Source organism: Pseudomonas sp. LA5, from assembly GCF_028640825.1.
GTDB classification, from domain to species: Bacteria; Pseudomonadota; Gammaproteobacteria; order Pseudomonadales; family Pseudomonadaceae; genus Chryseomonas; species Chryseomonas aestiva.
This window is the reverse complement of sequence record NZ_JAQYZY010000039.1, coordinates 120,972-146,990: the sequence shown is the minus strand read 5'-3', so window position 1 is coordinate 146,990 and position 26,019 is coordinate 120,972. Positions and strand designations below refer to the sequence as shown.

26 protein-coding genes are annotated in these 26,019 nt (G+C 68.1%); 15 read left to right on the top strand and 11 right to left on the bottom strand.

Translation table 11 applies throughout. The annotated features are described in order from the left end of the window. Window positions 1-39: 39 nt before the first annotated feature. From xylA to PVZ72_RS15545, 4 genes are all read left to right on the top strand, one after another. The gene (gene xylA / locus PVZ72_RS15560) at window positions 40-1,356 is read left to right on the top strand and encodes a xylose isomerase (RefSeq protein WP_187980552.1); all 1,317 of its coding nucleotides are present in this window, start codon (window positions 40-42) and stop codon (window positions 1,354-1,356) included. A gap of 115 nt (window positions 1,357-1,471) precedes the next feature. Continuing rightward, a complete protein-coding gene (gene xylF, locus PVZ72_RS15555; protein WP_059229005.1) occupies window positions 1,472-2,473 on the top strand; it encodes a D-xylose ABC transporter substrate-binding protein in 1,002 nt (333 codons plus the stop codon). Window positions 2,474-2,536: 63 nt separating this feature from the next. Next, entirely contained in the window at window positions 2,537-4,093 is a 1,557-nt protein-coding gene (gene xylG / locus PVZ72_RS15550; protein WP_133862014.1) for a D-xylose ABC transporter ATP-binding protein, read from the top strand. After that, entirely contained in the window at window positions 4,093-5,229 is a 1,137-nt protein-coding gene (locus PVZ72_RS15545) for a sugar ABC transporter permease (protein ID WP_059313241.1), read from the top strand. Before xylG ends, PVZ72_RS15545 begins: the two co-directional genes overlap by 1 nt. 146 nt (window positions 5,230-5,375) lie before the next feature. Here the strand turns inward: PVZ72_RS15545 and PVZ72_RS15540 are convergent, their stop codons facing one another. Further along, a complete protein-coding gene (locus PVZ72_RS15540) occupies window positions 5,376-5,660 on the bottom strand; it encodes a hypothetical protein (RefSeq protein WP_133862013.1) in 285 nt (94 codons plus the stop codon). A 301-nt stretch (window positions 5,661-5,961) separates the two neighbouring features. Here PVZ72_RS15540 and PVZ72_RS15535 point away from each other — a divergent pair, with 301 nt between their 5' ends. From PVZ72_RS15535 to PVZ72_RS15520, 4 genes are all read left to right on the top strand, one after another. Next, window positions 5,962-7,281, top strand: coding sequence for a Na+/H+ antiporter family protein (locus tag PVZ72_RS15535; RefSeq protein ID WP_187981269.1), 1,320 nt, complete (start codon window positions 5,962-5,964; stop codon window positions 7,279-7,281). 160 nt (window positions 7,282-7,441) lie between these two features. Continuing rightward, on the top strand, window positions 7,442-8,293 hold the full coding sequence (locus PVZ72_RS15530) for a GNAT family N-acetyltransferase (RefSeq protein ID WP_273862408.1): 852 nt from the start codon (window positions 7,442-7,444) through the stop codon (window positions 8,291-8,293). A gap of 128 nt (window positions 8,294-8,421) precedes the next feature. Then, window positions 8,422-8,544: a hypothetical protein gene (locus PVZ72_RS15525; protein ID WP_273862407.1), complete on the top strand. Its 123-nt coding sequence runs from the start codon at window positions 8,422-8,424 to the stop codon at window positions 8,542-8,544. 92 nt (window positions 8,545-8,636) lie between these two features. Then, window positions 8,637-9,734, top strand: a complete 1,098-nt coding sequence (locus PVZ72_RS15520; protein ID WP_431312639.1) for a methyl-accepting chemotaxis protein — start codon at window positions 8,637-8,639, stop codon at window positions 9,732-9,734. Window positions 9,735-9,746: 12 nt separating this feature from the next. Here the strand turns inward: PVZ72_RS15520 and PVZ72_RS15515 are convergent, their stop codons facing one another. The 5 genes from PVZ72_RS15515 to PVZ72_RS15495 form a co-directional block, all read right to left on the bottom strand. Next, window positions 9,747-9,971, bottom strand: a complete 225-nt coding sequence (locus tag PVZ72_RS15515) for a DUF2934 domain-containing protein (RefSeq protein WP_007159825.1) — start codon at window positions 9,969-9,971, stop codon at window positions 9,747-9,749. A 174-nt stretch (window positions 9,972-10,145) separates the two neighbouring features. Further along, window positions 10,146-10,973, bottom strand: coding sequence for an AraC family transcriptional regulator (locus PVZ72_RS15510; RefSeq protein WP_273862406.1), 828 nt, complete (start codon window positions 10,971-10,973; stop codon window positions 10,146-10,148). 36 nt (window positions 10,974-11,009) lie between these two features. Continuing rightward, a complete protein-coding gene (locus PVZ72_RS15505; protein WP_133862009.1) occupies window positions 11,010-11,321 on the bottom strand; it encodes an AzlD domain-containing protein in 312 nt (103 codons plus the stop codon). Continuing rightward, a complete protein-coding gene (locus tag PVZ72_RS15500; protein WP_273862405.1) occupies window positions 11,318-12,010 on the bottom strand; it encodes an AzlC family ABC transporter permease in 693 nt (230 codons plus the stop codon). Before PVZ72_RS15500 ends, PVZ72_RS15505 begins: the two co-directional genes overlap by 4 nt. Before the next feature lie 83 nt (window positions 12,011-12,093). Continuing rightward, window positions 12,094-12,852: a ParA family protein gene (locus tag PVZ72_RS15495; RefSeq protein ID WP_187981268.1), complete on the bottom strand. Its 759-nt coding sequence runs from the start codon at window positions 12,850-12,852 to the stop codon at window positions 12,094-12,096. A 231-nt stretch (window positions 12,853-13,083) separates the two neighbouring features. Between PVZ72_RS15495 and PVZ72_RS15490 the strand changes: the two genes are divergently transcribed. Next, window positions 13,084-13,878, top strand: a complete 795-nt coding sequence (locus tag PVZ72_RS15490; RefSeq protein WP_273862404.1) for an OBAP family protein — start codon at window positions 13,084-13,086, stop codon at window positions 13,876-13,878. Window positions 13,879-13,920: 42 nt separating this feature from the next. Continuing rightward, entirely contained in the window at window positions 13,921-14,475 is a 555-nt protein-coding gene (locus PVZ72_RS15485; protein ID WP_273862403.1) for a GNAT family N-acetyltransferase, read from the top strand. On the opposite strand, the gene PVZ72_RS15480 is transcribed toward PVZ72_RS15485, so the two are convergent. After that, window positions 14,472-15,521: a serine endopeptidase gene (locus PVZ72_RS15480; protein ID WP_273862402.1), complete on the bottom strand. Its 1,050-nt coding sequence runs from the start codon at window positions 15,519-15,521 to the stop codon at window positions 14,472-14,474. The genes PVZ72_RS15485 and PVZ72_RS15480 overlap by 4 nt on opposite strands. Window positions 15,522-15,575: 54 nt before the next feature. Continuing rightward, window positions 15,576-16,421, bottom strand: a complete 846-nt coding sequence (locus PVZ72_RS15475; protein ID WP_273862401.1) for an EamA family transporter — start codon at window positions 16,419-16,421, stop codon at window positions 15,576-15,578. 127 nt (window positions 16,422-16,548) lie between these two features. Between PVZ72_RS15475 and PVZ72_RS15470 the strand changes: the two genes are divergently transcribed. Continuing rightward, on the top strand, window positions 16,549-17,226 hold the full coding sequence (locus tag PVZ72_RS15470) for a YoaK family protein (protein ID WP_273862400.1): 678 nt from the start codon (window positions 16,549-16,551) through the stop codon (window positions 17,224-17,226). Continuing rightward, on the top strand, window positions 17,223-18,854 hold the full coding sequence (locus PVZ72_RS15465; RefSeq protein WP_273862399.1) for an ATP-binding response regulator: 1,632 nt from the start codon (window positions 17,223-17,225) through the stop codon (window positions 18,852-18,854). The genes PVZ72_RS15470 and PVZ72_RS15465 overlap by 4 nt, the downstream gene beginning before the upstream one ends. Here PVZ72_RS15465 and PVZ72_RS15460 read toward each other — a convergent pair. Together PVZ72_RS15460 and PVZ72_RS15455 are read right to left on the bottom strand one after the other, a co-directional pair. Further along, window positions 18,847-19,488 (bottom strand): LuxR C-terminal-related transcriptional regulator, encoded by a 642-nt coding sequence (locus PVZ72_RS15460; protein WP_273862398.1) that lies wholly within the window; start codon window positions 19,486-19,488, stop codon window positions 18,847-18,849. The two genes, PVZ72_RS15465 and PVZ72_RS15460, sit on opposite strands and share 8 nt — an antisense overlap. A 118-nt stretch (window positions 19,489-19,606) precedes the next feature. Next, complete coding sequence (locus PVZ72_RS15455) at window positions 19,607-21,010, bottom strand: NorM family multidrug efflux MATE transporter (protein ID WP_187980540.1); 1,404 nt, start codon at window positions 21,008-21,010, stop codon at window positions 19,607-19,609. 108 nt (window positions 21,011-21,118) lie between these two features. Between PVZ72_RS15455 and PVZ72_RS15450 the strand changes: the two genes are divergently transcribed. From PVZ72_RS15450 to PVZ72_RS15440, 3 genes are all read left to right on the top strand, one after another. Beyond that, window positions 21,119-22,048 carry a LysR substrate-binding domain-containing protein gene (locus tag PVZ72_RS15450; protein ID WP_273862397.1) on the top strand — a complete coding sequence of 310 codons (930 nt, stop codon included), beginning with the start codon at window positions 21,119-21,121 and terminating at the stop codon, window positions 22,046-22,048. Between the two features lie 160 nt (window positions 22,049-22,208). Further along, entirely contained in the window at window positions 22,209-24,179 is a 1,971-nt protein-coding gene (locus tag PVZ72_RS15445; protein ID WP_187980539.1) for a methyl-accepting chemotaxis protein, read from the top strand. A gap of 127 nt (window positions 24,180-24,306) precedes the next feature. Then, on the top strand, window positions 24,307-24,498 hold the full coding sequence (locus PVZ72_RS15440) for a hypothetical protein (RefSeq protein WP_027597468.1): 192 nt from the start codon (window positions 24,307-24,309) through the stop codon (window positions 24,496-24,498). Here the strand turns inward: PVZ72_RS15440 and PVZ72_RS15435 are convergent. Next, entirely contained in the window at window positions 24,495-25,985 is a 1,491-nt protein-coding gene (locus tag PVZ72_RS15435) for a YifB family Mg chelatase-like AAA ATPase (RefSeq protein ID WP_273862396.1), read from the bottom strand. The genes PVZ72_RS15440 and PVZ72_RS15435 overlap by 4 nt on opposite strands. Between the last annotated feature and the right edge of the window lie 34 nt (window positions 25,986-26,019).

The following is a 26,019-nucleotide window of genomic DNA, read 5'->3' as shown; positions in this document are numbered from 1 at the left end:
GCCGTATCGGGTGCGACAGATAAGAACAAGGACAACGCCATGGCTTATTTCCCCAATGTCGAGAAAGTCCGCTACGCCGGGCCCGACAGCGATTCTCCGCTTGCCTTCCGCCACTACGAAGCCGACCGCCTGGTCATGGGCAAGCCCATGCGCGAGCACCTGCGCATGGCGGTCTGCTACTGGCACACCTTTGTCTGGCCGGGTAGCGATGTCTTCGGTCAGGGCACCTTCCAGCGGCCCTGGCAGGCAGCAGGTTCGCCCCTGGAGCAGGCCCGCGCCAAGGCCACCGCCGCCTTCGAATTCTTCAGCAAGCTGGGCGTGGACTACTACTGCTTCCACGACACCGACGTCGCCCCCGAAGGCGCCAATTTCACCGAGTACCGCGAGAACTTCGCCCGCCTGGTGGACGATTTGGAGCGCCACCAGAGCGAGTCCGGCCTCAAGCTGCTGTGGGGCACCGCCAACTGCTTCAGCCACCCGCGCTATGCCGCCGGCGCCGCCAGCAACCCCGATCCGGAAGTCTTCGCCTGCGCCGCCACCCAGGTCTGCACGGCGATGAACGCCACCCACCGCCTGGGCGGCGAGAACTATGTGCTGTGGGGCGGCCGCGAAGGCTACGAGACCCTGCTCAACACCGACCTTAAGCGCGAGCGCGAGCAACTCGGCCGCTTCATGCGCATGGTGGTGGAGCACAAGCACCGCATCGGCTTCCAGGGCGATCTGCTGATCGAGCCCAAGCCCCAGGAGCCCACCAAGCACCAGTACGACTATGACGTGGCCACCGTCTTCGGCTTCCTGCAGCAGTTCGGGCTGGAGAAGGAGATCAAGGTCAACATCGAGGCCAACCACGCGACCCTCGCCGGGCACAGCTTCCAGCACGAGATCGCCAGCGCCGTGGCCCTCGGCGTGTTCGGCAGCATCGACGCCAACCGCGGCGATCCGCAGAACGGTTGGGACACCGACCAGTTCCCCAACAGCGTCGAGGAAATGACCCTGGCGATCTACGAGATCCTCAAGGGCGGCGGCTTCACCCGCGGCGGCTTCAACTTCGACGCCAAGGTGCGGCGCCAGAGCCTGGACGACGTCGACCTGTTCCATGGCCACGTGGCGGCCATGGACACCCTGGCGCTGTCGCTGGAGCGCGCCGCGGCGCTCCTGCAGGACGATCCCCTGGGCAAGTTCAAGGCCGAGCGTTATGCCGGCTGGGATCAGACCCTCGGTCAGCGCATCCTCGGTGGCCAGCTGAGCCTGGAACAACTGGCCGAGCACACCTTCAGCCAGGGCCTCGCGCCCCAGCCGGTGAGCGGTCGCCAGGAGCTGCTCGAAGGCGTGGTCAACCGTTACCTGTACCGCTAGCGATCGCGAGCGGGTCGGCAGAAAAGCCTGCCTGACCCGCTTGTGCAAGTGCGCTGAATCGTTACACTCAAATCCGTTCTCTCGCTCCACAACAACAATAACCAAGGACGCCACCATGAATTTCAAGACGACCCTGCTCGCCGGTCTGCTCGCGCTGTGCACCACCGGTTTCGCCCAGGCCGACGCCCAGCATCCCAAGATCGGTTTCTCCATCGACGACCTGCGCCTGGAGCGCTGGGCCCGTGACCGCGACTACTTTGTCGCCGCCGCCGAGCAACTCGGCGCCAAGGTCTATGTGCAATCCGCCGACGCCAACGAGCAGCGCCAGCTGTCGCAGATCGAGAACCTGATCTCCCGCGGCGTGGATGCCATCGTCATCGTGCCGTTCAACGCCACGGTGCTGAACAACGTGGTGGCCGAGGCCAAGAAGGCCGGGGTCAAGGTGATCTCCTATGATCGTCTGATCCTCAACGCCGACATCGACGCCTACATCTCCTTCGATAACGAGAAGGTCGGCGAGATGCAGGCCGGTGGCGTGCTCAAGGCCCAGCCCAAGGGCAACTTCTTCCTGCTCGGCGGCGCGCCCACCGACAACAACGCCAAGATCCTCCGCCAGGGCCAGATGAAGGTCCTGCAGCCGGCCATCGACAAGGGCGACGTCAAGATCGTCGGCCAGCAGTGGGTCAAGGAGTGGAACCCGACCGAGGCCCTGGCCATTGTCGAGAACGCCCTGACCGCCAACGACAACAAGATCGACGGCATCGTCGCCTCCAACGACGCCACCGCCGGCGGTGCCATCCAGGCCCTGGCCGCGCAGAAGCTGGCCGGCAAGGTCGCCGTGTCCGGTCAGGACGCCGACCTCGCCGCCATCAAGCGGGTGATCGCCGGGACCCAGACCATGACCGTCTACAAGCCGCTCAAGCTGATCGCCTCCGAGGCGGCCAAGCTGTCGGTGCAACTGGTGCGCAACGAGAAGCCGGCCTTCAACTCCAGCTACGACAACGGCACCAAGAAGGTCGACACCCTGCTGCTCACCCCCACCGAGCTGACCAAGGCCAACGTCGACCTGCTGGTCAAGGACGGCTTCTACACCCAGGCCCAGATCGACGGCAAATAACCACTGGCCACCGGCTGGCCGTCTGACGCCTGGCGTCGGACGGCCCCTGGGCAAGGAGCGGCCATGGCCGACTATCTGCTGGAAATGCACGGCATCGCCAAGAGCTTTGGCGGGGTGCGGGCGCTGGACGGCATCGATCTCAAGGTGCGTCCGGGCGAATGCGTAGGGCTGTGCGGCGAGAACGGCGCCGGCAAGTCCACCCTGATGAAGGTCCTGTCGGCGGTCTATCCCCACGGCACCTGGGAAGGCGAGATCCGCTGGGACGGGCGTCCGCTGGAAGCCCAGTCCATCGCCGAATCCGAGGCGGCCGGCATCGTCATCATCCACCAGGAACTGACCCTGGTACCCGATCTGTCCGTGGCCGAGAACATCTTCATGGGCCACGAGCCGCGTCGCTTCGGCGGGCGGCTGGACTACCCGACCATGCTGCAGCGCTCGGCCGAGCTGATGCGCCGGCTCAAGGTGCCGGACATGAACGTGGCCCTGCCGGTGTCCCAGTACGGCGGCGGTCTGCAGCAACTGGTGGAGATCGCCAAGGCGCTGAACAAGAACGCCCGGCTGTTGATCCTCGACGAGCCGACCTCGGCGCTCACCACCTCCGAGATCGCCGTGCTGCTGGACATCATCCGCGACCTCAAGGCCCAGGGCGTGGCCTGCGTCTACATCTCGCACAAGCTCGACGAGGTGGCGGCCATCTGCGACACCATCACGGTGATCCGCGACGGCAAGCACATCGCCACCACGCCCATGGCCGAGATGGACATCGACCGCATCATCACCCAGATGGTCGGCCGCGCCATGACCAACCTCTATCCACAGATCCCCCACCAGATCGGCGAGGTGATCTTCGAGGCGCGTCACTTCACCTGCCTGGACGTCGACAATCCCCAGCGCAAGCGCGTCGACGACGTCTCCTTCGCCGTGCGCGCCGGCGAGATCCTCGGCATCGCCGGGCTGGTGGGCGCCGGGCGCACCGAACTGGTCTCGGCCATCTTCGGTGCCTACGACGGCCGTTACGAAGGCGAGGTCTGGCTCAATGGCCAGCGCATCGATACCCGCACCCCGCTGAAATCCATCCGCGCCGGCCTCTGCCTGGTACCGGAGGATCGCAAGCGCCAGGGCATCATTCCCGACCTGGGCGTGGGCTCGAACATCACCCTCACGGTGCTGGACAGATTCGCCCACCTGAGTCGCATCGACAGCGAGGCGGAACTGTCCTGCATCGACACCGAGATCGCCCGGCTACAGCTAAAGACCAGCAGCCCCTTCCTGCCCATCACCGGCCTCTCCGGCGGCAACCAGCAGAAGGCGGTGCTCGCCAAGATGCTGCTGGCGCGGCCCAAGGTGCTGATCCTCGACGAGCCCACCCGCGGCGTCGACGTCGGCGCCAAGTTCGAGATCTACCGGCTGATCGGCCTGCTCGCGGCGGAGGGCGTGGCCATCGTCATGGTCTCCTCGGAGTTGGCCGAGGTGCTCGGCGTCTCCGACCGGGTACTGGTGCTCGGCGAAGGCCGGCTGCGCGGCGATTTCCCCAATGAGAATCTGACCCAGGAGCGGGTACTGGCCGCGGCCCTGGGTACCACCGAACGGGCGGTCGCCCAAGCCCGGGAGCACTTCTGATGCACGCCGTGAAACAGCTGTTCACCCGTTACAAGATGCTCGCCCTGCTGATCGCCGTGGCCCTGATCTGGCTGTTCTTCAGCTGGCAGACCGAAGGCGGCTTCGTTACCCCGCGCAACCTCTCCAACCTGCTGCGGCAGATGTCCATCACCGGCATCCTCGCCTGCGGCATGGTGCTGGTGATCATCGCCGGCGAGATCGACCTGTCGGTGGGCTCGCAACTCGGCCTGCTCGGCGGGGTGGCGGCGATACTCGACGTCACCTACCACGTGCCCCTGCCGATCACCCTGCTGGCGGTGGCCGCCGGCGGTCTGCTGATCGGCCTGATCAACGGCTACCTGAGCGCCTATCGGGGGATACCGTCGTTCATCGTCGGCCTCGGCGGCATGCTGGCCTTTCGCGGGGTGCTGCTCGGTCTCACCGGCGGCGTCACCGTCGCCCCGGTGTCGCCGGAACTGGTCTACCTCGGCCAGGGCTATCTGCCGCCGGTGGTGGGCAGCGTCCTGGGCGTGCTGCTGTTCGCGGTGGCCGTGGTGCTGACCTGGCGCCAGCGCAGCAAGCGCAAGACCCTCGGCCTCGCCCTCGCGCCGCTGTGGCGCGACGTGCTGCGGGTGGTGGTGATCGGCGTGGTGCTGGTGGCCTTCATCCAGACCCTCAACCGCTATGACGGCATCCCGGTGCCGGTGCTGATCCTGCTGGTGCTGCTCGGGGTGTTCAGCTACATCACCAGCCAGACGGTATTTGGCCGGCGCATCTATGCGGTGGGCAGCAACCTGGAAGCCACGCGGCTGTCGGGCATCAACGTCCAGGCGATCAAGCTCGGCATCTTCGGCCTGATGGGCGTGATGTGCGCCCTGGCCGGTCTGGTCAACACCGCCCGCCTGGCCGCCGGCTCGCCCTCGGCCGGCACCATGGGCGAACTGGACGCCATCGCCGCCTGCTTCATCGGCGGCACCTCCATGCGCGGCGGCTCGGGCACCGTCTACGGCGCCCTGCTCGGCGCCCTGGTGATCGCCAGTCTGGACAATGGTATGTCCATGCTCGATGTGGACAGCTACTGGCAGATGATCGTCAAGGGCAGCATCCTGGTCCTGGCGGTCTGGGTCGACGTCAGCACCCGCACCAGCCGGCGCTGAGCGGCATGGCCAGGAGTGGATGAGGCTGCGCCGTCATCCACCCTACGGTAGAGCTACCTCTCACGCCGTAGCCCCCCCTCCCCCTCAGGGAGAGGGCTGGGGTGAGGGCGACTCAGCCAACGCTCAATCCCCCCGGCCAACTCCTCTCAGCTCTCGAACCGCTGCACCCGCGGACCACGCTGGCGCAGGTCGGCGAGGCTTGCCGGGCTCAGGGTGCCGAGCGCCCGGTCGAGATCGCGCTGCAGATCCTTGATCACCGTGGCCAGGGTGGCCGTGCATTCCAGGCTGCACAGGGGAATCGCCTTGGTGACCGTGACCGCGCGGGCCGTGTCGGTGACGGTGAACAGCAGGGTGCGATCGGCGCGCCGCGGGACGGCCAGGCAGGAGTGCGGACTGAAGGCGGTGATCAACATGTCGATGGCGTCTTGCATGGGCCGTTCATCCTTGGCGTGACCGGGGAAGCGTCCGCGTCAGACGCCCCCAGGCGCTGAAAGGTTCATTCCAGAGCGCTGGCGTGGGCAGGAAGCTTTCCTGCGCGCGGGATCGCTCGGCGGCGGAACGCCTGCCGGCTGTTCCTCGGCCGCGACCGGCAGTCCCCACCGGGAGGGTTCCATGCGCAGCCCGGCCCGGCTGCTGTGGACACGCGGGACGCCGCGCCATCCATCCCGCGCCTTTGACGCCCGCGCCGGGCTGCGGCAGAGTGCGCGCCCTTTTGGTGGTGCGGAGTCGGCGATGAATGCGGTGGTGGTGGCGGTAGGACTCATGCTGATGCTGAGTCTGGCCCGGGTGCATGTGGTGGTGGCGATGATCGCCGGGGCGGTGGCCGGTGGTCTGGTCGGCGGCCTGGGCCTGGAAGGCACCCTGCTGGCCTTCAACGCCGGCCTGGGCAATGGCGCCAAGGTGGCGCTCTCCTATGCGTTGCTGGGCGCCTTCGCCGTGGCCATCAGCCAGTCCGGGCTGGCGCACATGCTGGCTGATCGCGCCCTGGCGCTGATGGAGCGGCAGGCCAGCCAGGGCGGACGTTCGCTGCGCTGGGCGCTGCTCGGTCTGCTGCTGGCGGTATCCATCGCCTCGCAGAACATCCTGCCCATCCACATCGCCTTCATCCCGCTGCTGGTGCCGCCGCTGCTCTATGTGCTGACGCGCCTGGAGCTGGATCGCCGGCGGCTGTCCTGCGTCATGACCTTCGGCCTGATCGCCCCCTACATGTTCCTGCCGGTGGGCTTCGGCAGCCTCTATCTGCACGACATCCTGCTGGCCAGCGTGGCCCGCGCCGGCGTCGACGTCAGCGGCGTGGACCCCAGTCGCGCCATGCTGCTGCCGGCCCTGGGCATGGTGGTCGGCCTGCTGCTGGCGGTTTTCGTCAGCTATCGCCGGCCGCGACAGTACGACCTCAACCTGGTGGCGCGCACCGAGCGGGCCGACCGCCCCTACAACGGCCGCACCCTGCTGGTGGCGCTGGTCGCCGTGATCGCCGCCTTTGGCGTGCAGCTCTGGCTGGACTCCATGATCCTCGGTGCCCTGGTCGGCTTCGTGGTCTTCACCGCCACCGGCGTGGTGCGCTGGCGCGAGGCGGACGACCTGTTCAGCGAGGGCGCGAAGATGATGGCGGTGATCGGCTTCATCATGCTCACCGCCGGCGGCTTCGCCGAGGTGCTGACCGCCACCGGCCAGATCAAGGACCTGGCCGCCACCGCTGCCGGCCTGATCGGTGACAACCGCGCCCTGGGCGCGCTGCTGCTCCTGCTGCTGGGCATGCTGGTGACCCTGGGCATCGGCTCGTCCTTTTCCAGCGTGCCCATCCTCGCCGCCATCCTGGGGCCGCTGTGCCTGCACCTGGGCTTTTCGCCGCTGGCCATCGTCTGCCTGATCGGCACCGCCGGCGCCCTGGGCGACTCGGGTTCGCCAGCCTCGGATTCCACCCTGGGCCCCACCTCGGGTCTCAATGTGGACGGCCAGCACAGCCATATCTGGGACACCGTGGTGCCGTCCTTCCTGCATTTCAGCCTGCCGATGCTGCTGTTCGGCTGGGCGGCGGTGCTGCTGCTGTAACCGGCGATTGCCGGCCGGGCGCAAAGCCCCGGCTGGGCGGGTCCAAGGCCTACAGCCCAGGAGCCGCCCCATGTCCAGCCCTACCTTCAGTGTCGAACCCCTCACCGCCGCCGACCTGCCGGCCACCACCGAAGTGGTGCGCCTGGCGTTCGCCACCTAGATGGGCGCCGCCGAGCCGGGCGAATTCTGGAATGACCGCGACTATGTGCGCAGTCGCTTCGCCGCGCCCCACACCGCTTGGTTCAAGGCCCTCGACGGCGAGCGCCTGGTCGGCGCCGTCTGCGTCACCCGCTGGGGGCGCCACGGCATCCTCGGCCCGCTGGCGGTGCACCCGGACTACTGGGACGCCAAGGTGGCCAAGGCGCTGATGGGCGCCGCGGTCGAGCAGCTCGACGCCTGGCAGCTGGTGCATGCCGGACTCTTCACCTTTCCCGACAGTCCGCGGCACCTGGGGCTCTACCAGGGCTTCGGCTTCTGGCCGCGTACCCTGACCGCGGTGATGGCGCGTCCGTTGCAAACACAGGCGGCGCCGCCGGCGCTGCGCTTTTCCCTGGCGGCCGAGCCCGACCGGCTGCTGGCGTCCTGCGCCGAACTGGGCCGGGCCAATGCGCCAGGGCTGGACGTCTCCGCCGAGATGGCCGCGGTACGTGAACAGCAACTCGGCGAGAGTCTGCTGCTGCAGGACGCGCAGGGCCGGGCGGAGGGCTTCGCCGTCTGCCATTTCGGGCCCCACAGCGAGGCGGGCACCGGGGTCTGCTATGTGAAGTGCGCGGCGGTCCTGCCCGGTACGGGGGCCGAGGCGCGCTTCGCCCGGCTGATCGCCGCCTGCGATGGCCTGGCCCGGGACCATGGCCAGCAGCGCCTGCTGGCCGGCGTCAACACCGCCCGCCTGGGGGCCTACCGCTGGCTGCTGGCGGAAGGGTTTCGCAGCGAGATCCTGGGCATCACCCTGCACCGGGGCGAAGCCCATTACGATCATCCCGAGGTCTGGCTGCTGGACGACTGGCGCTAGCCGACCGGCAGAGCAGCGACAGGGAAAAAAGGCTCTGGAACGGGCTAAAGAGCGAAGCGGCGAGGCCGATACAGGGACTCGGATCGCGCGCAGCGCTTGCCGCGGCTGCTCCCTCTAAGGATTCGATCATGGCCTTGCTCAAGCACTACTCGATCATGCGCGCGCTGGATATCCTGGCCGCGGCGACGGAGACCGTCACCCCCTGGCCGAGAGCGGCAGCTTCCAGGGCGATCCTGCCCTGGCACGCCTGACCAAGGGGCTGCAGGCGCTGCTGGTACAGCAGCGGGAATTGCAGCAGCAGGTGCAGACGCTGAGTCAGGACAATGCCACCCTGACGGCGCGCATGGCCGAAAGCGAGACGCTGGCCAGGCGCCTGGGGACCCGCTTCGAGCTGGTCAGCCAGGGTTCCAGCGAAGGCCTCTGGGACATGGAGGTGGTGGCCGGCGATCCGGTCAATCCGCGCAACGCCTTCTGGTGGTCTGATCAGTTCCGCGCCATGCTCGGCTTTCGCGATGAACGCGATTTTCCCAGCGAACTCGGCAGCTGGGCCAAGCGCCTGCATCCGGAAGACAGCGCCTGGGTGCTGGACGCCTTCGCCGCCCACATGAAGGATCGCAGCGGTCAGACCCCCTTCGATGTCCAGTATCGCATCGCCCTGAAGTCCGGCGAATACCGCTGGATGCGCGCCACCGGCGCCACCCTGCGTGACGAGCGCGGCGTACCGCTGCGGGTGGCTGGCTCCCTGCGCGACATCCATGACCAGCGCCTGCGCGATCAGGAACTGGACGTCACCCTGACCCGTTTCGAGTTGGCGCGGGAGATGCTCAACGACGGCCTCTGGGACATGGAGGTGATCGCCGGCGATCCGCTCAATCCCAGGAATCCCTTCTGGTGGTCGCCGCAATTTCGCCACCTGCTCGGTTACGAGACCGTCCAGGAGTTTCCCGATGTGCTGGACAGCTGGGCCTCGCGCCTCTACCCGGACGATCGCGAGCGGGTACTGGAGGCCTTCGGTGCGCACATCAATGACCGCAGCGGCCGCACCGGCTTCGACATCACCTATCGCCTGGTGCTGAAGAACAACGAGGTACGCTGGTTCCGCGCCCGTGGTCAGACCCGGCGCACCGCCGATGGCACGCCGTTGCGGGTGGTGGGCGCGCTGGCCGATGTCCATGCCCTGCACGAGCAGGAATCCTTGCGCGGCAACCAGGAAGACCAGCACCGCACCCTGGAAGAGAACCTGCAGAAGGTGACCGAGATCGTCGGCTCCATCCAGGGCATCGCTGCCCAGACCAACCTGCTGGCGCTCAATGCCGCCATCGAGGCTGCCCGCGCCGGTGAAGCCGGCCGTGGCTTCGCCGTGGTGGCGGACGAGGTACGCAAGCTGGCCACGCGAACCTCGGAGGCCACCCAGCGGGCGGCCGACATGATCCGCAAGTAAGGGCGCCTGGCTTCAGGCGTCGCCCGCGGTCGCCTTCTTTCGCGACCGGCTGCGCGGCTTGGGTGCCGGCGGGGCGACGCTGCTCTGGATGCCGCCGACCTGAGTCAGGTTGTCGTCGGGCTGGTCTTCCAGTTCGCGGTTGGCCTGAAACCAGTGCTCGAAATCCTGGCCATGGGGACGACCTTCGCGTTCCCAGATTTCATAGGCGCGCTGGCGGATGCGTTCTTCCAGTGTCATACCGGTAACTCCAAAGGGGCAGGGGAGAACGGCCGGCAGCTCCGGCGCTCTTCCTGACTAGGCCCGAGGCGACCGCGAAAAGTTTCTCCGGCGCTCCGGTCAGCCAGGCCTCGTTACCGCTTGCAGGGCTCTGGCACGCCGCTTCAGCGGCCAGGACCGTTCGTCGGTGTCCGGCTAGCCGTGCCAGGCGCGGCGATAGGCGCCCGGTGCCACCCCGTAGGCCTGCTTGAACTGGCGAGTGAGATGACTCTGGTCGGCGAAGCCCAGTTGCAGGGCCACGTCCAGGGGCGCCCAACCGGCCCGCAGCAGGCCCTGGGCGCGGGTCAGGCGCTGCTGCTTGAGCCAGGCGTGGGGCGGCAGGCCCGTCGCCCGGCGGAACACCCGCAGGAAATGAAAGGGCGACAGCCCCACGGCCTGGGCCAGCTCTTCGAGGCTGGGCGGTTGCTGCAACCGCTGGCCGAGCAATTCGCGGGCGCGCTGCACCGCCAGAGGTTCTCGACCCGGCTGCGGGATAGTGCCCAGGCAGGCGTGGCGGCCGAACAGCAACAGCAGCGCCTCACGCCAGGCGGTCTGCTGCTCCAGCGCCTCGGCGCCATGGTCGGCCAACCGATGCAGCTGGCTGAAGGCCGCACTCACCTGGGGATCGTGCAGCACGCTGGTGGCGAAGGCCGGGGTGGCGTCCATCGGGCATCCCAGTTCGGCGAAGACCGGCATCAGCTGCGCCAGCGTCGGATAGAAGCCGCGGTACTGCCAGCCTTCCTCGACCGCTGTCGCACCGGTGTGCAACTCGTCCGGGTTGATCAGCACCATGCTGCCGGCCGCGGCCAGGTGCTCGGCACCGCGGTGGCTAAAGCGCTGGGCGCCGCGCTCGATCACGGTGAGCACATAGCCTTCGTGCACATGGGGGGCGAAGCGCTGGCGGCGATAGCGGGCGTGCAGCAGCTCGACGCCGCCCAGCCCGCGGGCCGACCAGAGGCGGGCGTTTTCCTGTTGTCCGTTCATGGCTCTCTCGTGGCACCGATCGGTTCCATCCTGGCGCTAGAGGAGCCAGCGTAGCAGGTAGAACACGCCCATGCTGAGGATCACCGTGGTCAGCACCCGCCGCGTCCAGAGCATCAGCCCCACCGCGGTCAGGGCCGCCAGCAGGTAAGGGTCGACCAGGGTCGCGGCCAGCGTCCTTTCGCCGGAGAACAGGATGGGGCCGCAGATGGCGGTGAGCATCCCGGGCACGGCGAATTCCAGGAAGGTGCGCAGATTGCGTCCCAGGCGCAGCGGCAGGCGCGGTTCGAGAAAGAGATAGCGATTGCAGAAGACCAGGACGGCCATGCCGAGCACGGTGGCAAGGATCATTGCAGGCGCTCCCGCAGGCGGCGCACCCCGAAGCCCGCGCTCATCCCCGCCAGGCCGCCCAGCACCAGGGCGCCCTGCCATTGCAGGTGATGCAGCCACACCGACACCAGCAGCGCGGTGAGCACGCAGGCCACGGTGGCCAGGTCGCGTACCAGGGGCACCACCAGGGCGATGAAGGTGGCGGCGATGGAAAAGTCCAGGCCCAGGGCGCCCAGATTGGGCAGCACCCGCCCCAGCAGCAGCCCGGCCAGGGTGAAGAGATTCCACAGCAGATAGAAACTCAGACCCATGCCCAGGGCGCGCCAGCGGTCGAAGCCGGCCGGTTGCTCGGCATGGTTCAGGGCGAAGAATTCGTCGGTGAGCAGAAAGCCGAAACCCAGCCGCCAGGGCAGCGGCTGGGGCGCCAGGACGCGTCTCATGTGCAGGCCATAGAGCAGGTGCTGGGAGGTCAGCAGCAAAGTGGTCAGCAGGATGGCGGCGAGGCCCGCGCCGGCCTTGAGCATGCCCAGGGCCACCAGTTGCGCCGCCCCGGCGAACACCAGCAGGGAAAAGGCCTGGCCTTCCAGCACGCTGAGGCCGGTCTCGATGGCCAGGGCGCCGACCAGGATGCCCCAGGGCGCGCAGGCCAGCGACAGCGGCATGATCTGCCAGGCGCCCTGGAGGAAGGCGCGGCGGCGGGAAGCGGTCATCGGCAGGGCTCCGGAAGGCAGGGGATGCCCAGGGTGCCGCACCGCGTCGCCGCCGTCTTGAACGTTCTTGCGCTGTGGCGCCCTCAGCCTTCCAGCAGGGCGAACAGCTCCAGGTACTGCCGGGTCAGCTTGTGGCCTGGGTCCAGGTGGATCAGCGGACGATGCTGCTGGTGGGATTCGCGCATCTTCACCGACGACATCAGCGGCGCCGCCAGTACCGGCAGATCACGCGCCTGGAGTTCCTCGATCAGCTGGCGCGGGGTGCTGGCCTGGGCGTGGTACTGGTTGATGATGATGCCCTCGACCACGAGCTTCTCGTTGTAGTCCTCGCGGATCTCCTCCAGCTCTTCGATCAGGTCGTACAGCGCCTGCTGGGCGAAGACATCGCAGTCGAAGGGGATCAGGCAGCGGTCGGCGGCGATCAGCGCCGAGATGCTGTAGAAGTTCAGCGCCGGCGGGGTATCCAGGTAGATGCGGTCATAGTCTTCGCCAAGCTTGTCGAGGTACTTGGCGAGCTTCTGGATCTTGTACTTGGCTTCGAGCTTGAACTGCAGCTCGCTCAGCTCGCCGGAGGCGGCGATCAGATCCAGATTCGGCCAGGCGGTGGCATGGATGTTGGCCTGGGCCTTCTTGCCGCCGCTCAGGGTCTGCTTGAAGAAGTCGGCGATGCCGTGGGGCAGGTCGTCGCCCACCTGGCCGGTGAGGTACTGGCTGGAGTTGGCCTGGGGATCGAGATCCACCAGCAGGGTGCGATAGCCTTCGTGGGCGCTGATGGCCGCCAGGTTGCAGGCGATGCTGGACTTGCCGACACCGCCCTTCTTGTTGAAGACCACGCGGCGCAGGGCATGACCAGAGGGAGAGCTGTGTGCGTTCATTGAGTCGTCCCGACAGAGAGAAGAGGCCAGAGGTGCAAAGGTGTGGCGGTGGCGTTTCGCTTATACCGAAAGGCCAGGCGCAGACGATGACGAATTTATGGCCGTTGCATGACATTCATATGACGAGCCTAGCGCAGCGGTGGAACCTTGGCGTCTGCCCGGCCTTCGAACTCGGCAAGCTCCCGTCGAGAATCCGCCATGAATACCCGCCGACTCCCTGCCTTGCTGCTGCTCGCCTGCGCCCCTCTGACCCAGGCCGCCAATGATACCCAGTCGCCGGTACCGGTGCCGGGTACCCCCGCCCAGACCGATACCCGAGTGCTCGAAGCCGGCGCCGACGTGCTGCAGCGCAAGCCGCCCATCGCCGCCCTCAACACCTATCTGGACGGCTTCCATTTCTACAACGGCCACCCCGCTAGCCAGATGGAAGCTCACCACTATTGCAGCGTCCTGGGCGAAGAGATGTTCCAGTGCGTGATCTACGACGGCAATGTCGCCGATGCCAAGCTGATGGGCGTCGAGTACATCATCAGCGAGCGGCTGTTCAAGACCCTGCCCGCGGCCGAGCAGGCGCTCTGGCACAGCCATGTGCACGAGGTGAAGTCGGGTCAGCTGGTCGCGCCCGGCGTGCCCCAGGTGGCCGAGCACCGGCTGATGGACAAGCTGGTGCATACCTACGGCAAGACCTGGCACACCTGGCATACCGATCAGGACCTGCAGCTGCCGCTGGGCGTGCCCCAGCTGATGATGGGCTTCACCGCCGATGGCCAGCTCGATCCCAAGCTGCTCGCCGAGCGTGACCGCCGCCTGGGCGTCTCCTCCACCGAGACCAAGGCCGCCCGCGCCGATCTGCCCACGCCCACGGTCGTCCCCGGCGCCGATGCCTGGCAGCAGGGCAGGGTCATCCAGCTGCAGGACCCCACCGGCCAGCTGCACAAGCACGCCGGCGAGCACACCGAGAAGGGCGTCAACGCCAGTTCGAACAAGCCCTGAAGGTAGGTTAGGCTCCGGTCGGGAACCTGACCGGAGTCCGCCATGCCGTTGCCCATGCTGCAGACGCCCCGCCTGCTGCTACGCCCCTTGCAACTAGAGGATGCAGAAGCGATCCAGCGGATCTTTCCGCAATGGGAGATCGTGCGGTACATGACCGCGCATATTCCCTGGCCTTACCCGGAAGATGGCGCTCGGCGTTTCTTGCAGGACATCGCTTTGCCGGCCATGGCGCGGGGTATTGAATGGCACTGGTCACTGCGCCTACGTAGCGATCCAGAAGTCCTGATCGGCGTCATCAGCCTGCATGACGAGCCAGATAACAACCGCGGTTTCTGGCTTTCTCCAGCTTTTTGGCAACAGGGGCTCATGAGCGAGGCCTGCGCTGCGGTGAATACCTTTTGGTTCGAGGACCTGCGGCGCCCGTGTATGCGTGTACCCAAGGCAGCCTTAAACGACGGGTCGCGGCGTTTATCGCACCGCGAGGGGATGCGCCTCATAGCAAAAGAGGAATCCGACTATGTTTGCGGCAAATTGCCCTCGGAGTTGTGGGAGCTGAGTAGGGAGACCTGGTTGCTGACGCAAAAGAACCGGGATTAGGCGCCTGGCCCTCCACGCGCCGCCGTCCCACAGGCGTGGCAGAAATGCGCGAAGGCGCTCTTGCGGGTCTGGCAGGCGCCGCAGTGGTCGTGCAGGCCGATGCCGCAATGGGGGCAGAAGTCGATCCCCGGGTCCTTGAGGTCCACCGGCCGCTCGCAACCGGGACAGACGCCCTTGGCCAGCCGCGCCAGGGCGGTGTCGTAGTGCAGCTCTTCGCGCCTGACGGTGTCCGGCTGGGCTTCCTTGAGCGCCAGGCGGGCGCGATAGTCCTGCAGGGCACGGATGGCGTAGCGTCCGCCCAGGACGGTCAGCAGGATGCCCACCAGATAGCGCACATAGCCGCCATAGCTGGGTAGATAGGGCACCAGCTCGACGAAGAAGGCGAACAGCGCGAAGAAGATGAAGCCCCAGACGAAGGGCCACCAGGTGCTCTTGCGCTGGCGGACGAACAGCCAGGCCGCCACCGCCAGCAGGGGCAGGGTCAGCGCCAGGCGATAGAGGAAGACCCGCAGCTCGGCCTGCTGGCGCGCCTCCAGCCAGGCCGACTGCGCCGACTCACCGAGGGTGGCCAGGCTGCGCTGCGCATTGTCGGCGCGCTGCTCGGCATCCAGCAGCGCCTGCTGCTGGCGTTCCACCTCCTGCTCCGCCACCCGCTCGCCGGCCTTGAGTTCGTCCAGGACGCGGCTGCGGGCGATCAGTTCGGCATCCTGCTCGGGGCGCTGGGTGGTCTGGCGGGTCGCCAGCCAGTTGTCGAAGGTCTCGCGATTGGCCTGGTAGCTGCTCGCGGCCGCGGTCTGCCGCAATTGCGCCTGTTCCAGGGCGTCGCTGGCCTGACGACTGGCCAGCTGGGCCTGGCGCTGGTCTTCCCGGGCCGCGGCGGTGGCGGCGGGGTCCATGAAGTCTTCCAGACGCTGCTGCTGCTCCACCTGGGGCAGATCGCCGACCAGGGTGCCGCCCAGGCCGATGAGAAAGCCGGCGAATACCAGCGCCAGCAGCCAGAGGCCGCGGTTGAACCATTTTTCCGAGAGTCGCAGCGATTTGCCCATGGGTCCATCCTGGTCGAAAGAAGGCTCAGCTTAGCCGCTCCCGCGGCGCTCCGTTCAGGCCAGCTTGATCGCCACCACCCCGGCGACGATGGCCAGGCCGGCGCAGATGCGGCCCAGTGGCAGGCTTTCATGCAGCCAGAAGACCCCGATCAGCAGGGCGAACAGCACGCTGGTCTCGCGCAGTGCCGAGACCAGGCCGATGGGCGCCTGGGTGGTGGCGACGATCACCAGGCTGTAGGCCAGCATCGACATGACCCCGCCTGCCAGCCCGGCGCGCCAGTGCGGACCGAGCCCGGCGAAGGCCGCGGCGCCGCGGCTCAGCCGCAGGACCAGCGCCGCCACCACGCCGTTGACCGCGAACAGCCAGAGGGCATAGGCCACGGCATTGCCGCTGGCGCGGGCGCCGAGGGCATCGGCCAGGGTATAGGCGGCGATGAAGCTGCCGGTGGTGAAGGCGCAGACCAGCAGCGCCAGGCTGGGTGGCGTGCCGCGCCGAGCGCCGAGTAGCGCCATCAGGGCGAGCCCGGTCACCAGCAGGCCGAGGCCGAGCAGGGCGGGTGGCGAGAGCCGTTCGCCGAGGGCGAGAAAGGCCACCAGACTGACCAGCAACGGCGCGCTGCCGCGGGAGAGGGGATAGACCTGGCCTAGATCGCCATAGCGATAGGCCCGGGCGAGAAAAGCGTTGTAGCCGATGTGCAGCAGGGCGGAGAGGGCGATCCAGGGCCAGGCCGCGGCAGGCGGCAGGGCGACGAAGGGCAGCGCCAGCAGGGCGGCAAGACCGGCGCCGATCTGGATCAGACTGGCGGTGAGAAAGCGATCGAGGCCGATCTTGAGCAGGGCGTTCCAGCCGGCGTGCAACAGGGCGGCGAGCAGTACCAGGGCGAACAGGGGCGTGGTCACGAGGCCTCCGGCCAGGCGGGTCCATCAGTCTAGCCCAGGGCGCCTTCCAGGAGGCCGCCCATGGCGCCGGAACCCTGGACGTTCCACACTGGCAGCCGTGTTTCGCTGCCGCGCCAGGATGGCTGCCATGAATCCCTCTGCTTCTCTTCCGCCCGTGACACCACGGCATGGCGCGGTCGGCCTGGCGCTGGTCGCCGGCCTGTCGCTGCTGGCCGGCATGACCGATGCCATCGGCTTTCTCGCCACCGGCGATTTCGTTTCCTTCATGAGCGGCAATACCACCCGTCTTGCTGCCGATGTGGCGGCAGGCCGCTGGACTGCCGCGGGGCACCTGGCGCTGGCCATCGGCACCTTCGTGTTGGGCAATGCCGGCGGTGTGCTGCTGCAGCGGCTGACCCGCCAGCGCGCCTGCCTGCTGCTCGGCCTGCTGGCCCTGCTGCTGGCGCTGGCGGCCAGCCTGCCCCTGGGCCACCTGGCGCTGCTGACCGGGGTGTTCGCCATGGGCATGGTCAATGCGGTGGTGGAGCAGGTCTATGGCCTGCCCATCGGCCTCACCTATGTCACCGGCGCCCTGTCGCGTTTCGGACGCGGCCTGGGTCACTGGCTGCTGGGCGAACGCCGCCGCGGCTGGCGCATCCAGCTGGTGCCCTGGCTGGGCATGCTGCTCGGCGGGGTGCTGGGCGCTGCCCTGGAGGCGGGACTGGGCCTGGCGGCCTGGTACGCCAGCGCGGCCCTGGCCGCCATCCTGGCGGTGATCTTTCGCCTGATCCCGCGAGCCTGGCAACTGGGTTATCTGGCCTCATGAACGCAGCGACCCAGACCCTGGGCGTCCGCCCCCGCGATCCCGAACTCGGCCAGGCCAAGGTCCGTTTGGCCTTCATCCTGCCGGCCTCGGCCTACATCACCGGCGCCTGGGCCTGGGGGCTGTTCGATACCGCCATCCTGCTGGCCAACCTGCTGTGCTACGCCCTGTTCGCCGTGCTGGCCGTCGGCCTGTTCTTCGAGATCCGCCGGCGGCCGGGAGTGAAGCCCTGGCGGCGCCTGCTGGCCATGAGCCTGGACTTCAGCGCCATCACCTTTTCCTCCATCACCAGCGGCGAGGCCCTGCTGCCACTGTTCGGCGTGCTGCTCTGGGTCACGGTGGGCAACGGCCTGCGCTATGGGCGCGGCTACCTGCTGCTGGCCACCGGGCTATCGCTGACCGCCCTGACCGCCATCATCGCCGGGATGCCCTTCCTGCAGCGCTATCCCACGGTGGCCCTGATGATGCTGGTGACCGCGCTGCTGGTGCCCGGCTACGTGCATTTCCTGCTGACCCGCATTCAGGATTCGCTGCACGAGACCCAGGCGGCCAACCTGGCCAAGGCGCGCTTCCTGGCCCAGGCCAGCCACGATCTGCGCCAGCCGATCCACTCCATCGGCCTGTTCACCGCCTGCCTGCGCGATGGCCAGCTGAGCGCCGATCAGGAGCGGCTGGTCGACAACATCGACCGCTCGCTGCTCGGCGTCGAGCAGCTGTTCCGTTCGCTGCTGGACATCTACACCCTCGATCAGAAGCAGGTCAGTCCGCGACGCACGGTGGTCGATCTGGATACCCTGTTCGGCGACCTGGTGCGGCAGAACGCGGAGGCGGCGCGCTGGGCCGGGGTGGAGATCCGCTGGCGTGCCTGTGGCCTGCAGGTCTACAGCGACCCGGCGCTGCTGCTCACCTCGCTGCAGAATCTGCTGTCCAACGCCCTCAAGTACGCGCCCGGCAAGCCCCTGCTGCTGGCGGTGCGCCGCCACCAGGGCCAGCTCGCCCTGGTGGTCTACGACCAGGGGCCGGGCATCGCCGCCGAGCACCTGCCGCACCTGTGCGAGGAATTCTATCGGGTGCGGGAAACGCGCGATCGCGACATCGAGGGCGTCGGCTTGGGGTTGTCCATCGTGCAACGCATCACCACCCTGCTCGAGTTGCGGCTGACCATCCGTTCGCACCCCGGCCGCGGTACCGCGGTCGCGCTCCAGGGCCTGCCGCTGGCCACCCTGCCGCTGGAGGCGCGCCCACGGCCGGTGAGCGGCCCCCAGCACCTGCTCGCCGGCTGGCGGATCCTGCTTATCGAAGACGACGCCAACGTGCTGCTGGCCACCGCGACCCTGTTGCGCAGCTGGGGCTGCGAGGTCACCACTGCCACCAGCATTCCCTCCGGCGCCGTGAGTTGCGACTTGGTGATCACCGATTTCGATCTGGATCGCAGCGCCTCGGGTGCCGATTGCATCGCCTATCTCAATCGGCTGCAGGGTCGGCGCATCCCGGCCATCGTGGTGACCGGCCATGACATTCCCCAGGTCCAGCAGGCGCTGGGCGACGCCGAGATCCCGGTGCTGGCCAAGCCGGTGCGACCGGCGGAATTGCGCGCCCTGCTGCTGGCCTTTCGCGTCGCGGCTAGCTGAGTGAGCGCTGGGAGCCAAGGCCGGCCTTGGCGCCGAAGGCGGCCGCCGCTGCGCGGCTGCTGACGCCCAGGGTACGCAGCAGAGCGGAGACATGGATGCGCACGGTAAAGGGCGAGATGGCCAGGATCCGGGCGATCTCCTTGTTGCTCAGGCCCTGGGTGATCAGGCCGAGCACCTCCAGTTGCCGCGGCGTCAGCGCCTGCACCCGGTTATCAGGCGTCAGGTTGACCGGGGCCAGGCTCGGCATGGCATAGCGCACCACAGGTTGTCCGGCGAGGCAGTCGGCGATCGCCTCGGCCATGGCCGCCGGCGGTAGCGCCTTGCCGATGAAGCCGTCCACACCGGCTGCCAGGATATGTTCGATCACCGTGGCGTCTTCCAGCATCGAGACCACGATCAGGGTGCTGCGCTTGAATTCCTGGCGCAGGGCGCGCAGCGAAAAGCTCAGGTCCTGGCCAGGATAGAGCAGGTCCAGCAGCAGCCCGCTGGGCGGCTCACCCTGGCGCGCCAGGTCCAGGACCTGTTGCAGGCTGTCGGCCTGATCCACCTGCGCCTGTGGCTGCAGCTGGCGCAGAATGCGCACCAGGCCTTCACGAAACAGCGGATGGTCGTCGGCGACGATGAAACGTTGCATCTCTGGCTATCCTGGGGCCCGGAACACCGGTCGCAACGCCGGGGTGGCCCAAAGCCTTTAGTCTAGCGCAGCGGTCAGAAGTGGACCACTTGGTAAAACGCTTGGGCCGCCGCGGCGCTCAGCCGTTTTGCGCCAGGCCGCGCGGCGCGGCCAGCGGCTCCGGCGCAGCCTCCGCAGCGCCCGCGCCCAGCTGCCGCCGCATCAGCCACTCGAAGGCGCCGGTCAGCAGCAGCGCCGCACAGGCCAGTCCGAATGCCAGGCCCCACCAGACGCCATGGGGGCCGATACCCAGCTGGACGCCCAGCAGCCAGGCACCGCTGGCGCCGATCAGGCAGTAGCAGAGCAATCCGCCGTAGAAGCCCAGGCGTGCCTGGCGGATACCCCGCAGCGCACCCTGGGCGATGCTCTGGGTACCGTCGAAGATGACGAACACCGCCGCGATCAGCACCAGCTGGCGTGCCAGCTCCGCCACCGGGCTCTGCGCATCCGCCAGGAACAGCCTCACCAGCCAGCCGGGAAAGCTCCAGAACAGCAGGGCGATGCCCAGCATCACCAGGGCGCCGCCGCCGATGGCCAGTCGCCCCACCAGCAGGGCCTCGCGCGGCCGCCCGGCGCCCTGGTGCTGGCCGATGCGGATGCTGGTGGCATAGGAGAGTCCGGCGGGCAACATGAACACCAGGTACACCAGCTGGTTGGCGATCTGATGGGCCGCCAGCGCCGTGGCGCCCAGGGCGCCCATGCACAGCGCCGCCGACAGGAACAGGCAGGCTTCCACCGCATAGGTGCCACTGATAGCCAGGCCCTGGCCGAGGGTGTCGGCGAGGGCACGGCGATCCGGACGGCGCAGATAGCGACCCAGAGGATAGGCGGCATAGGCCGGATGGCGGGCGATATACAACGCCAAGCCCAGGGCCGCGCCATTCATCACCACCGCAGTCACCGCGCCGATGCCCGGCAGCCCGGGTTGCGGCAGGCCGCCCCAGCCGTGCAGCAGCGCCAGATTGAACAGGGCATTGAGCAGCGCCGCGCCGAGCACGATGGTCAGCACCGGTCCGGGGCGGTCCAGAGCACTGGTGAAGCCGCGCAGGGTCATGAACAGCAGATGGCCGGGCAGGGCGAAGGCCAGGCAGCGCAGGAAGACGCCGGCCGCCTGACGACTCTCTTCGGGCTGGCCGGCCAGGGCCAGCAGGGGTTCGATATGCCACAGCAGGGTACCGGCCAGCAGCGCCAGCACCCCGGCGATCCAGATCCCGGCCGCAGTGACCGCCGCCACCCCTTCGGTATCCCCCGCACCCCGGCGCAGTGCCGCCAGATTGGCCACCGCGGTGATCACGCCCACGCAGATCACCGAGACGAAGGAGTAGACCGCCGCTCCCAGGCCGCCACCGGCCAGGGCTGCCGGGCCCAGGCGGCCCATCATCAGGGTGTCGGTGAAGACCATGGCCACATAGGCCAGCTGCGCACCGATCAGGGGCAGGGCGAGACGCAACAGCGCGAGCAGTTCGAGACGCGGCAGAGACATGGGTGGATCTCGCTGAGCAGGTGGCCGACGTTTGACAAGAACTCATTGTTGGATGCGGGCGCGCCGCCCACAATCGGAAAATAACCATGCCATCCATGAGTCTGAGTCATGCCCGAGCACCCCTCGCGTCTGCCGCCGCTGTATGCCCTGCGCGCCTTCGAGGCCGCCGCTCGCCACGGCTCCTTCACCCGCGCGGCCCAGGAGCTGTCGCTGACCCAGAGTGCGGTCAGTCGCCATGTGCGGACGCTGGAAGAGACCTTTGGCTGCCGCCTGTTCGAGCGCGCCGGGCGTCAGCTGGCGCTGACCGAGCCCGGCAAGCTGCTCTTGCCGGGGCTGAGCGAGGGCTTCGAGGCGCTGGCGCGGGCCTGTGGCAATCTTGCCGTGGCCGAGGGCACCCTGAGACTCAAGGCGCCCACCACCCTGTCGCTGCGCTGGCTGCTGGCGCGGCTGGCGCGCTTTCGCCAGCTCAGTCCGCAACTGGATATCCAGCTCACCAGCGTCTGGATGGCCAGCGACCGGGTCGACTTCGTCCATGAGCCCTTCGATTGCGCGGTACTGCTCGGCGACGGCCGCTTCCCGGCGGACTGGGAGGTGGTGCCGCTGTTCGAGGAGTGGCTGGTGCCGGTCTGCTCGCCGGCTGCCGCCCGGGAGGGCGCCTGGGACCTGGCGCGGCTGCAGGGGGAAGAACTGCTGCATCCCACCTTCGACCGCCGCGACTGGCGCCGCTGGCTGCAGGCCATGGGCCTGACCCAGGCGGTGCCCCTGAGTGGTGGCCAGGTGTTCGACACCCTGGAGCTGGGCATGGCCGCTGCCGCGCGTGGCTACGGGGTTTCCATCGGCGATCTGGTGATGCTCGCCGAAGACGTGGCGGCCGGACTCATTGCCTTGCCCTGGCCCGAGGCGGTGGCCAGCGGTGATGCCTATTACCTGGTCTGGCCGCGCAATCGCCGGGGGCAGGCGCGCCTTCGCCAGCTGGCTGATTTCCTGCAGCGGGAAGTGGCATCCCAAAGCCTTCCAGAGGTCGTTCGCCATAAATAAGGCGCCAGACTGCTGTCATTCGCTTTAGTTCATCGTACCTCTGCCGATAAAATAAAAGTCAACCGCCAAGAAGACCGCCCTAGAGCGGTCGGTCCCTGATACCGCCCTTGCCCTCAAATTCGTACTGCCCTACAGGGATGTAGGCGCTTTGGAGCCCCCTATGGTCATTTCCCCGCGTCGTAGTATCGCCCGACAACTTGCCTTGGCCCTCAGTCTGGTACTGATTGTCGTGATCGCCGGCAGCTGTCTGTTCGCCCTGCATGCCTTGAGCGTGTCCATCGAAGGCACCCAGCGCAAGCACCTGGGTAGCGAGGCCCGGCTGCTCTCCGATCAGCAGCAGACCTTTCTCAGCACCCTGAAGATCAGCACCCAACGGCTGGCCAACCTGTTCGAGCGCCGCTTCGATGGCGGCCTGAGCCTGGCCGGCGAGCGACTGCCCCTGGGCAGCGCCACGGCCCCCGCCCTGCTGTTCGCCGGTCAGGCGCTGAACAGCGACTTCAGCCAGGTCGACGACTTCACCCGGCTGACCGGTGGCGTCGCCACCATCTTCGTCCGCGATGGCGACGACTTTACCCGTATCACCACCTCGCTGAAGAAGCAGGACGGCAGCCGCGCCATCGGTACCCAGCTCGATCGCAAGCACCCGGCCTATGCCGGATTGCTGCAGGGTCAGAACTACGTCGGGCGCGCCCAGCTGTTCGGACGCTCCTACATGACCCAGTACACCCCGGTCCGCGACGGCGGCGGCAAGGTCATCGCCGTGCTCTTCGTCGGCTTCGACTACACCGACGCCCAGGCCCAGCAGCTGGCCCAGCTGACCCAGCTGCGCATCGGCGAGACCGGCTCCCTGGCCCTGCTCGACGAGCAGGGCAACTGGCTGGTGCCGCCGGCCAATGCGAAAAAGAATGACGAACTGCTCGCCGCGCTCAAGAGCGACCCCAAGCAGCGCGAACACACCTGGCAGGACGGCAATGAAGACTTCCTCAGCGTCAGCGCGCCGGTCGCCGGCGAAGGCTGGACCGTGGTCGCCACCCTGCCCAAGGCCGAGCTGGACGCCCCGGTGCACGCCGTCGGCCTGCGCCTGGCCATCGGCAGCCTGATCGCCCTGGTGCTGGCGGTGGTCGCCTCGGTCGTCCTGCTGCGCCACAAGCTGAAGCCGCTGGGCCAACTGGTGGAGCGGGCCCAGGCCCTGGGTCGCGGTCAGCTCAGCGTGCGCGTCGAGGCGCGCAGCCAGGACGAGATCGGCGAACTCGCCCAGAGCTTCAACCAGATGGCCGATGCCCTGGCCTCCACCGTTGAGCAGGTCCGTGGCTCTTCGCGCGCGGTCACCGAGCGTTCCCAGCAACTGAGCCAGCTTTCCGACCAGACCCTGAGACGCTCTGCCGAGCAGTCCAGCCAGATCGACAGCATGGCCAGCGCCGTGGAGGAATTCAGCGCCACCGCCCAGAACATCGCCGACGGCATGCAGCGCACCGAACGCCTGGTGCAGGAAAACGCCCAGCAGACCCGCACCGGGACTCAGGCCATGCAGGGCGCCTCGGGTGCCCTGGAGCAGATCGCCGATTCCCTGGCCAGCACCGCCGAACTCATCAAGGGCCTGGACGGCCGCTCCCAGCAGATTGGCGGCATCATCGGCGTCATCAGCGGGATCGCCGAGCAGACCAACCTGCTGGCGCTCAACGCCGCCATCGAAGCGGCCCGGGCCGGCGAGCAGGGCCGCGGCTTCGCCGTGGTCGCCGATGAAGTCCGGCAATTGGCCGGTCGCACCAGCGAGGCCACCCGCGAGATCTCGCAGATGATCGGCGCGGTGCAGGGCGAGACCCAGCGTGCCATGGGCGCCATCGACGAAGGCAATCGCCTGATGGAACAGGGCCTGGCGCGCAACGCCGACGTGGCCCAGGCGCTGCGCAGCATCGACCAGCAGGTCGCCGAGGCGGTGGAGCAATTCTCCGGCATCGCCCAGGCCACCGCCGAGCAGAGCACCACCGCCACCGCCCTGAGTCGCAACATCCAGGCGATCGCCGTGGACAACGCCGCCCAGCGCGATGCCGCCGAGGTGCTGGCCGGTACCGCTGGCGAGCTGCGTCATCTGGCGGAAGACCTGAGTGCCGAGGTCGGTCGGTTCAACTGACCGGCGCGTTCCGGCAGCAGCGAAAGGGAGGCTCAGGCTTCCCTTTTTCATTCCTGCGTACCTTGGCCCTTGCCTGGCTGCAATACTCTGACTACTGTATACAAATACAGTACAAGAGGAGGGTGTCATGGGCGTATCCAACGAGGCAGTGCAGGCCGTCGAACGCATGCTGACCACGCTGCGGGCGGAGCGGGACGATTATCGCGAGCTGGCCCACCAGTGGCGGGCCATGTGCTTCGAGCTGGCCCAGGAAAATCAGGCGCTGCGAGATCGCCTGCAGGAGCCGCCGCGACACTACGGCCCGCCTGCCGGCGCCTAGTGACTCGCCCGATACTGCAGCGCTTCCGCCAGCTGTGGCCGCTGGATTTCGGCCTGGCCGGCGAGATCGGCCAGGGTGCGGGCCACCTTGACCACCCGGTGCAGGGCGCGCAGGGACAGATTCAGGCGTTCGCCCGCGCCCTCCAGCCAACGCTGATCGGCCTCGCTCAGGGCGCAGACCTGGTGCAGTTGATCGAGACCGAGCAGGGCGTTGGGTCGCCCCTGGCGCGCCAGCTGAATGGTCCGGGCGTCGGCCACCTGGCGCGCGGCCTCCGCCGTGGTGAGCTCACTGGCCGCTGAGGCGCCCAGCCGCAGGTGCTCGCGGGCTACCGTCAGGTGCAGGTCGATACGGTCCAGCAGCGGACCGGACAGCTTGCCGCGATAGCGCTGAATGTGCTCCGGGCTGCAGCGGCAGCGGCCGCTGGGGTCACCCAGGTAGCCGCAGGGACAGGGATTCATCGCCGCCACCAGCTGGAAGCGGGCCGGAAAGCGTACCCGTTCCCGCGCCCGGGCGATGACGATTTCGCCGCTCTCCAGGGGCTCGCGCAGCACCTCCAGCACCTTGCGATCGAATTCCGGCAATTCGTCGAGAAACAGCACGCCGCGGTGGGCCAGGGTGATCTCGCCGGGACCGGGTCGGCTGCCGCCGCCCACCAGCGCCGGACCGGACGCCGAATGATGCGGCTGGCGAAAGGGTCGCTGCGGCCAGTGTTCCAGCGGCTCGGGGCCGGCCACCGAATGGATGGCGGCCACCTGCAGCGCCTCTTCTTCATCCAGGGGCGGCAGCAGCCCTGGCAGGCGACTGGCGAGCAGGGTCTTGCCGGTTCCCGGTGGACCGGCCAGCAGGAGATTGTGGGCACCCGCCGCGGCCACCACCAGGGCGCGCTTGGCCGCCTGCTGGCCCTGCACCTCGGCGAGATCGGGATAGGGCAATGGGGTGCGCAGCAGGCCGCTGGGCTGATAGGGGGCCAGCACGGCCTGGCCACTCAGGTGACCGGCGAACTCCAGCAGGTGATCGACCGCCAGCACCCTGAGGCCACTGGCCAGGCAGGCTTCCTCGGCGTTGGCGCGGGGCACCACCAGGATGCGGCCGGCGGCTCGGGCCGCCAGCGCCGCAGGCAGCACGCCGCGCACCGCCCGCACCGCGCCCGACAGGGCCAGCTCACCCAGGCATTCATAGCCGTCGAGGCCCGGCGTCGGTAGCTGTCCGCTGGCGGCGAGGATGCCGATGGCCAGGGCGAGGTCGAAGCGACCACCGTCCTTGGGCAGGTCGGCGGGCGCGAGATTGAGGGTGATGCGACGACTGGGGAATTCGAAGCCGGCATTGAGGATGGCGCTGCGCACCCGATCCTTGGCTTCGCGGACGGCGGTTTCCGGCAGGCCGACCAGGGTGAGGGCGGGCAGGCCATTGGCCAGGTGCGCCTCGACCAATACCGGCGGCGCTTCCACGCCCACCTGGGCGCGGGTATGAACGAGGGCAAGCGACATGATCTCTCCTTGATCGTGATTCGCCAGACTCAGG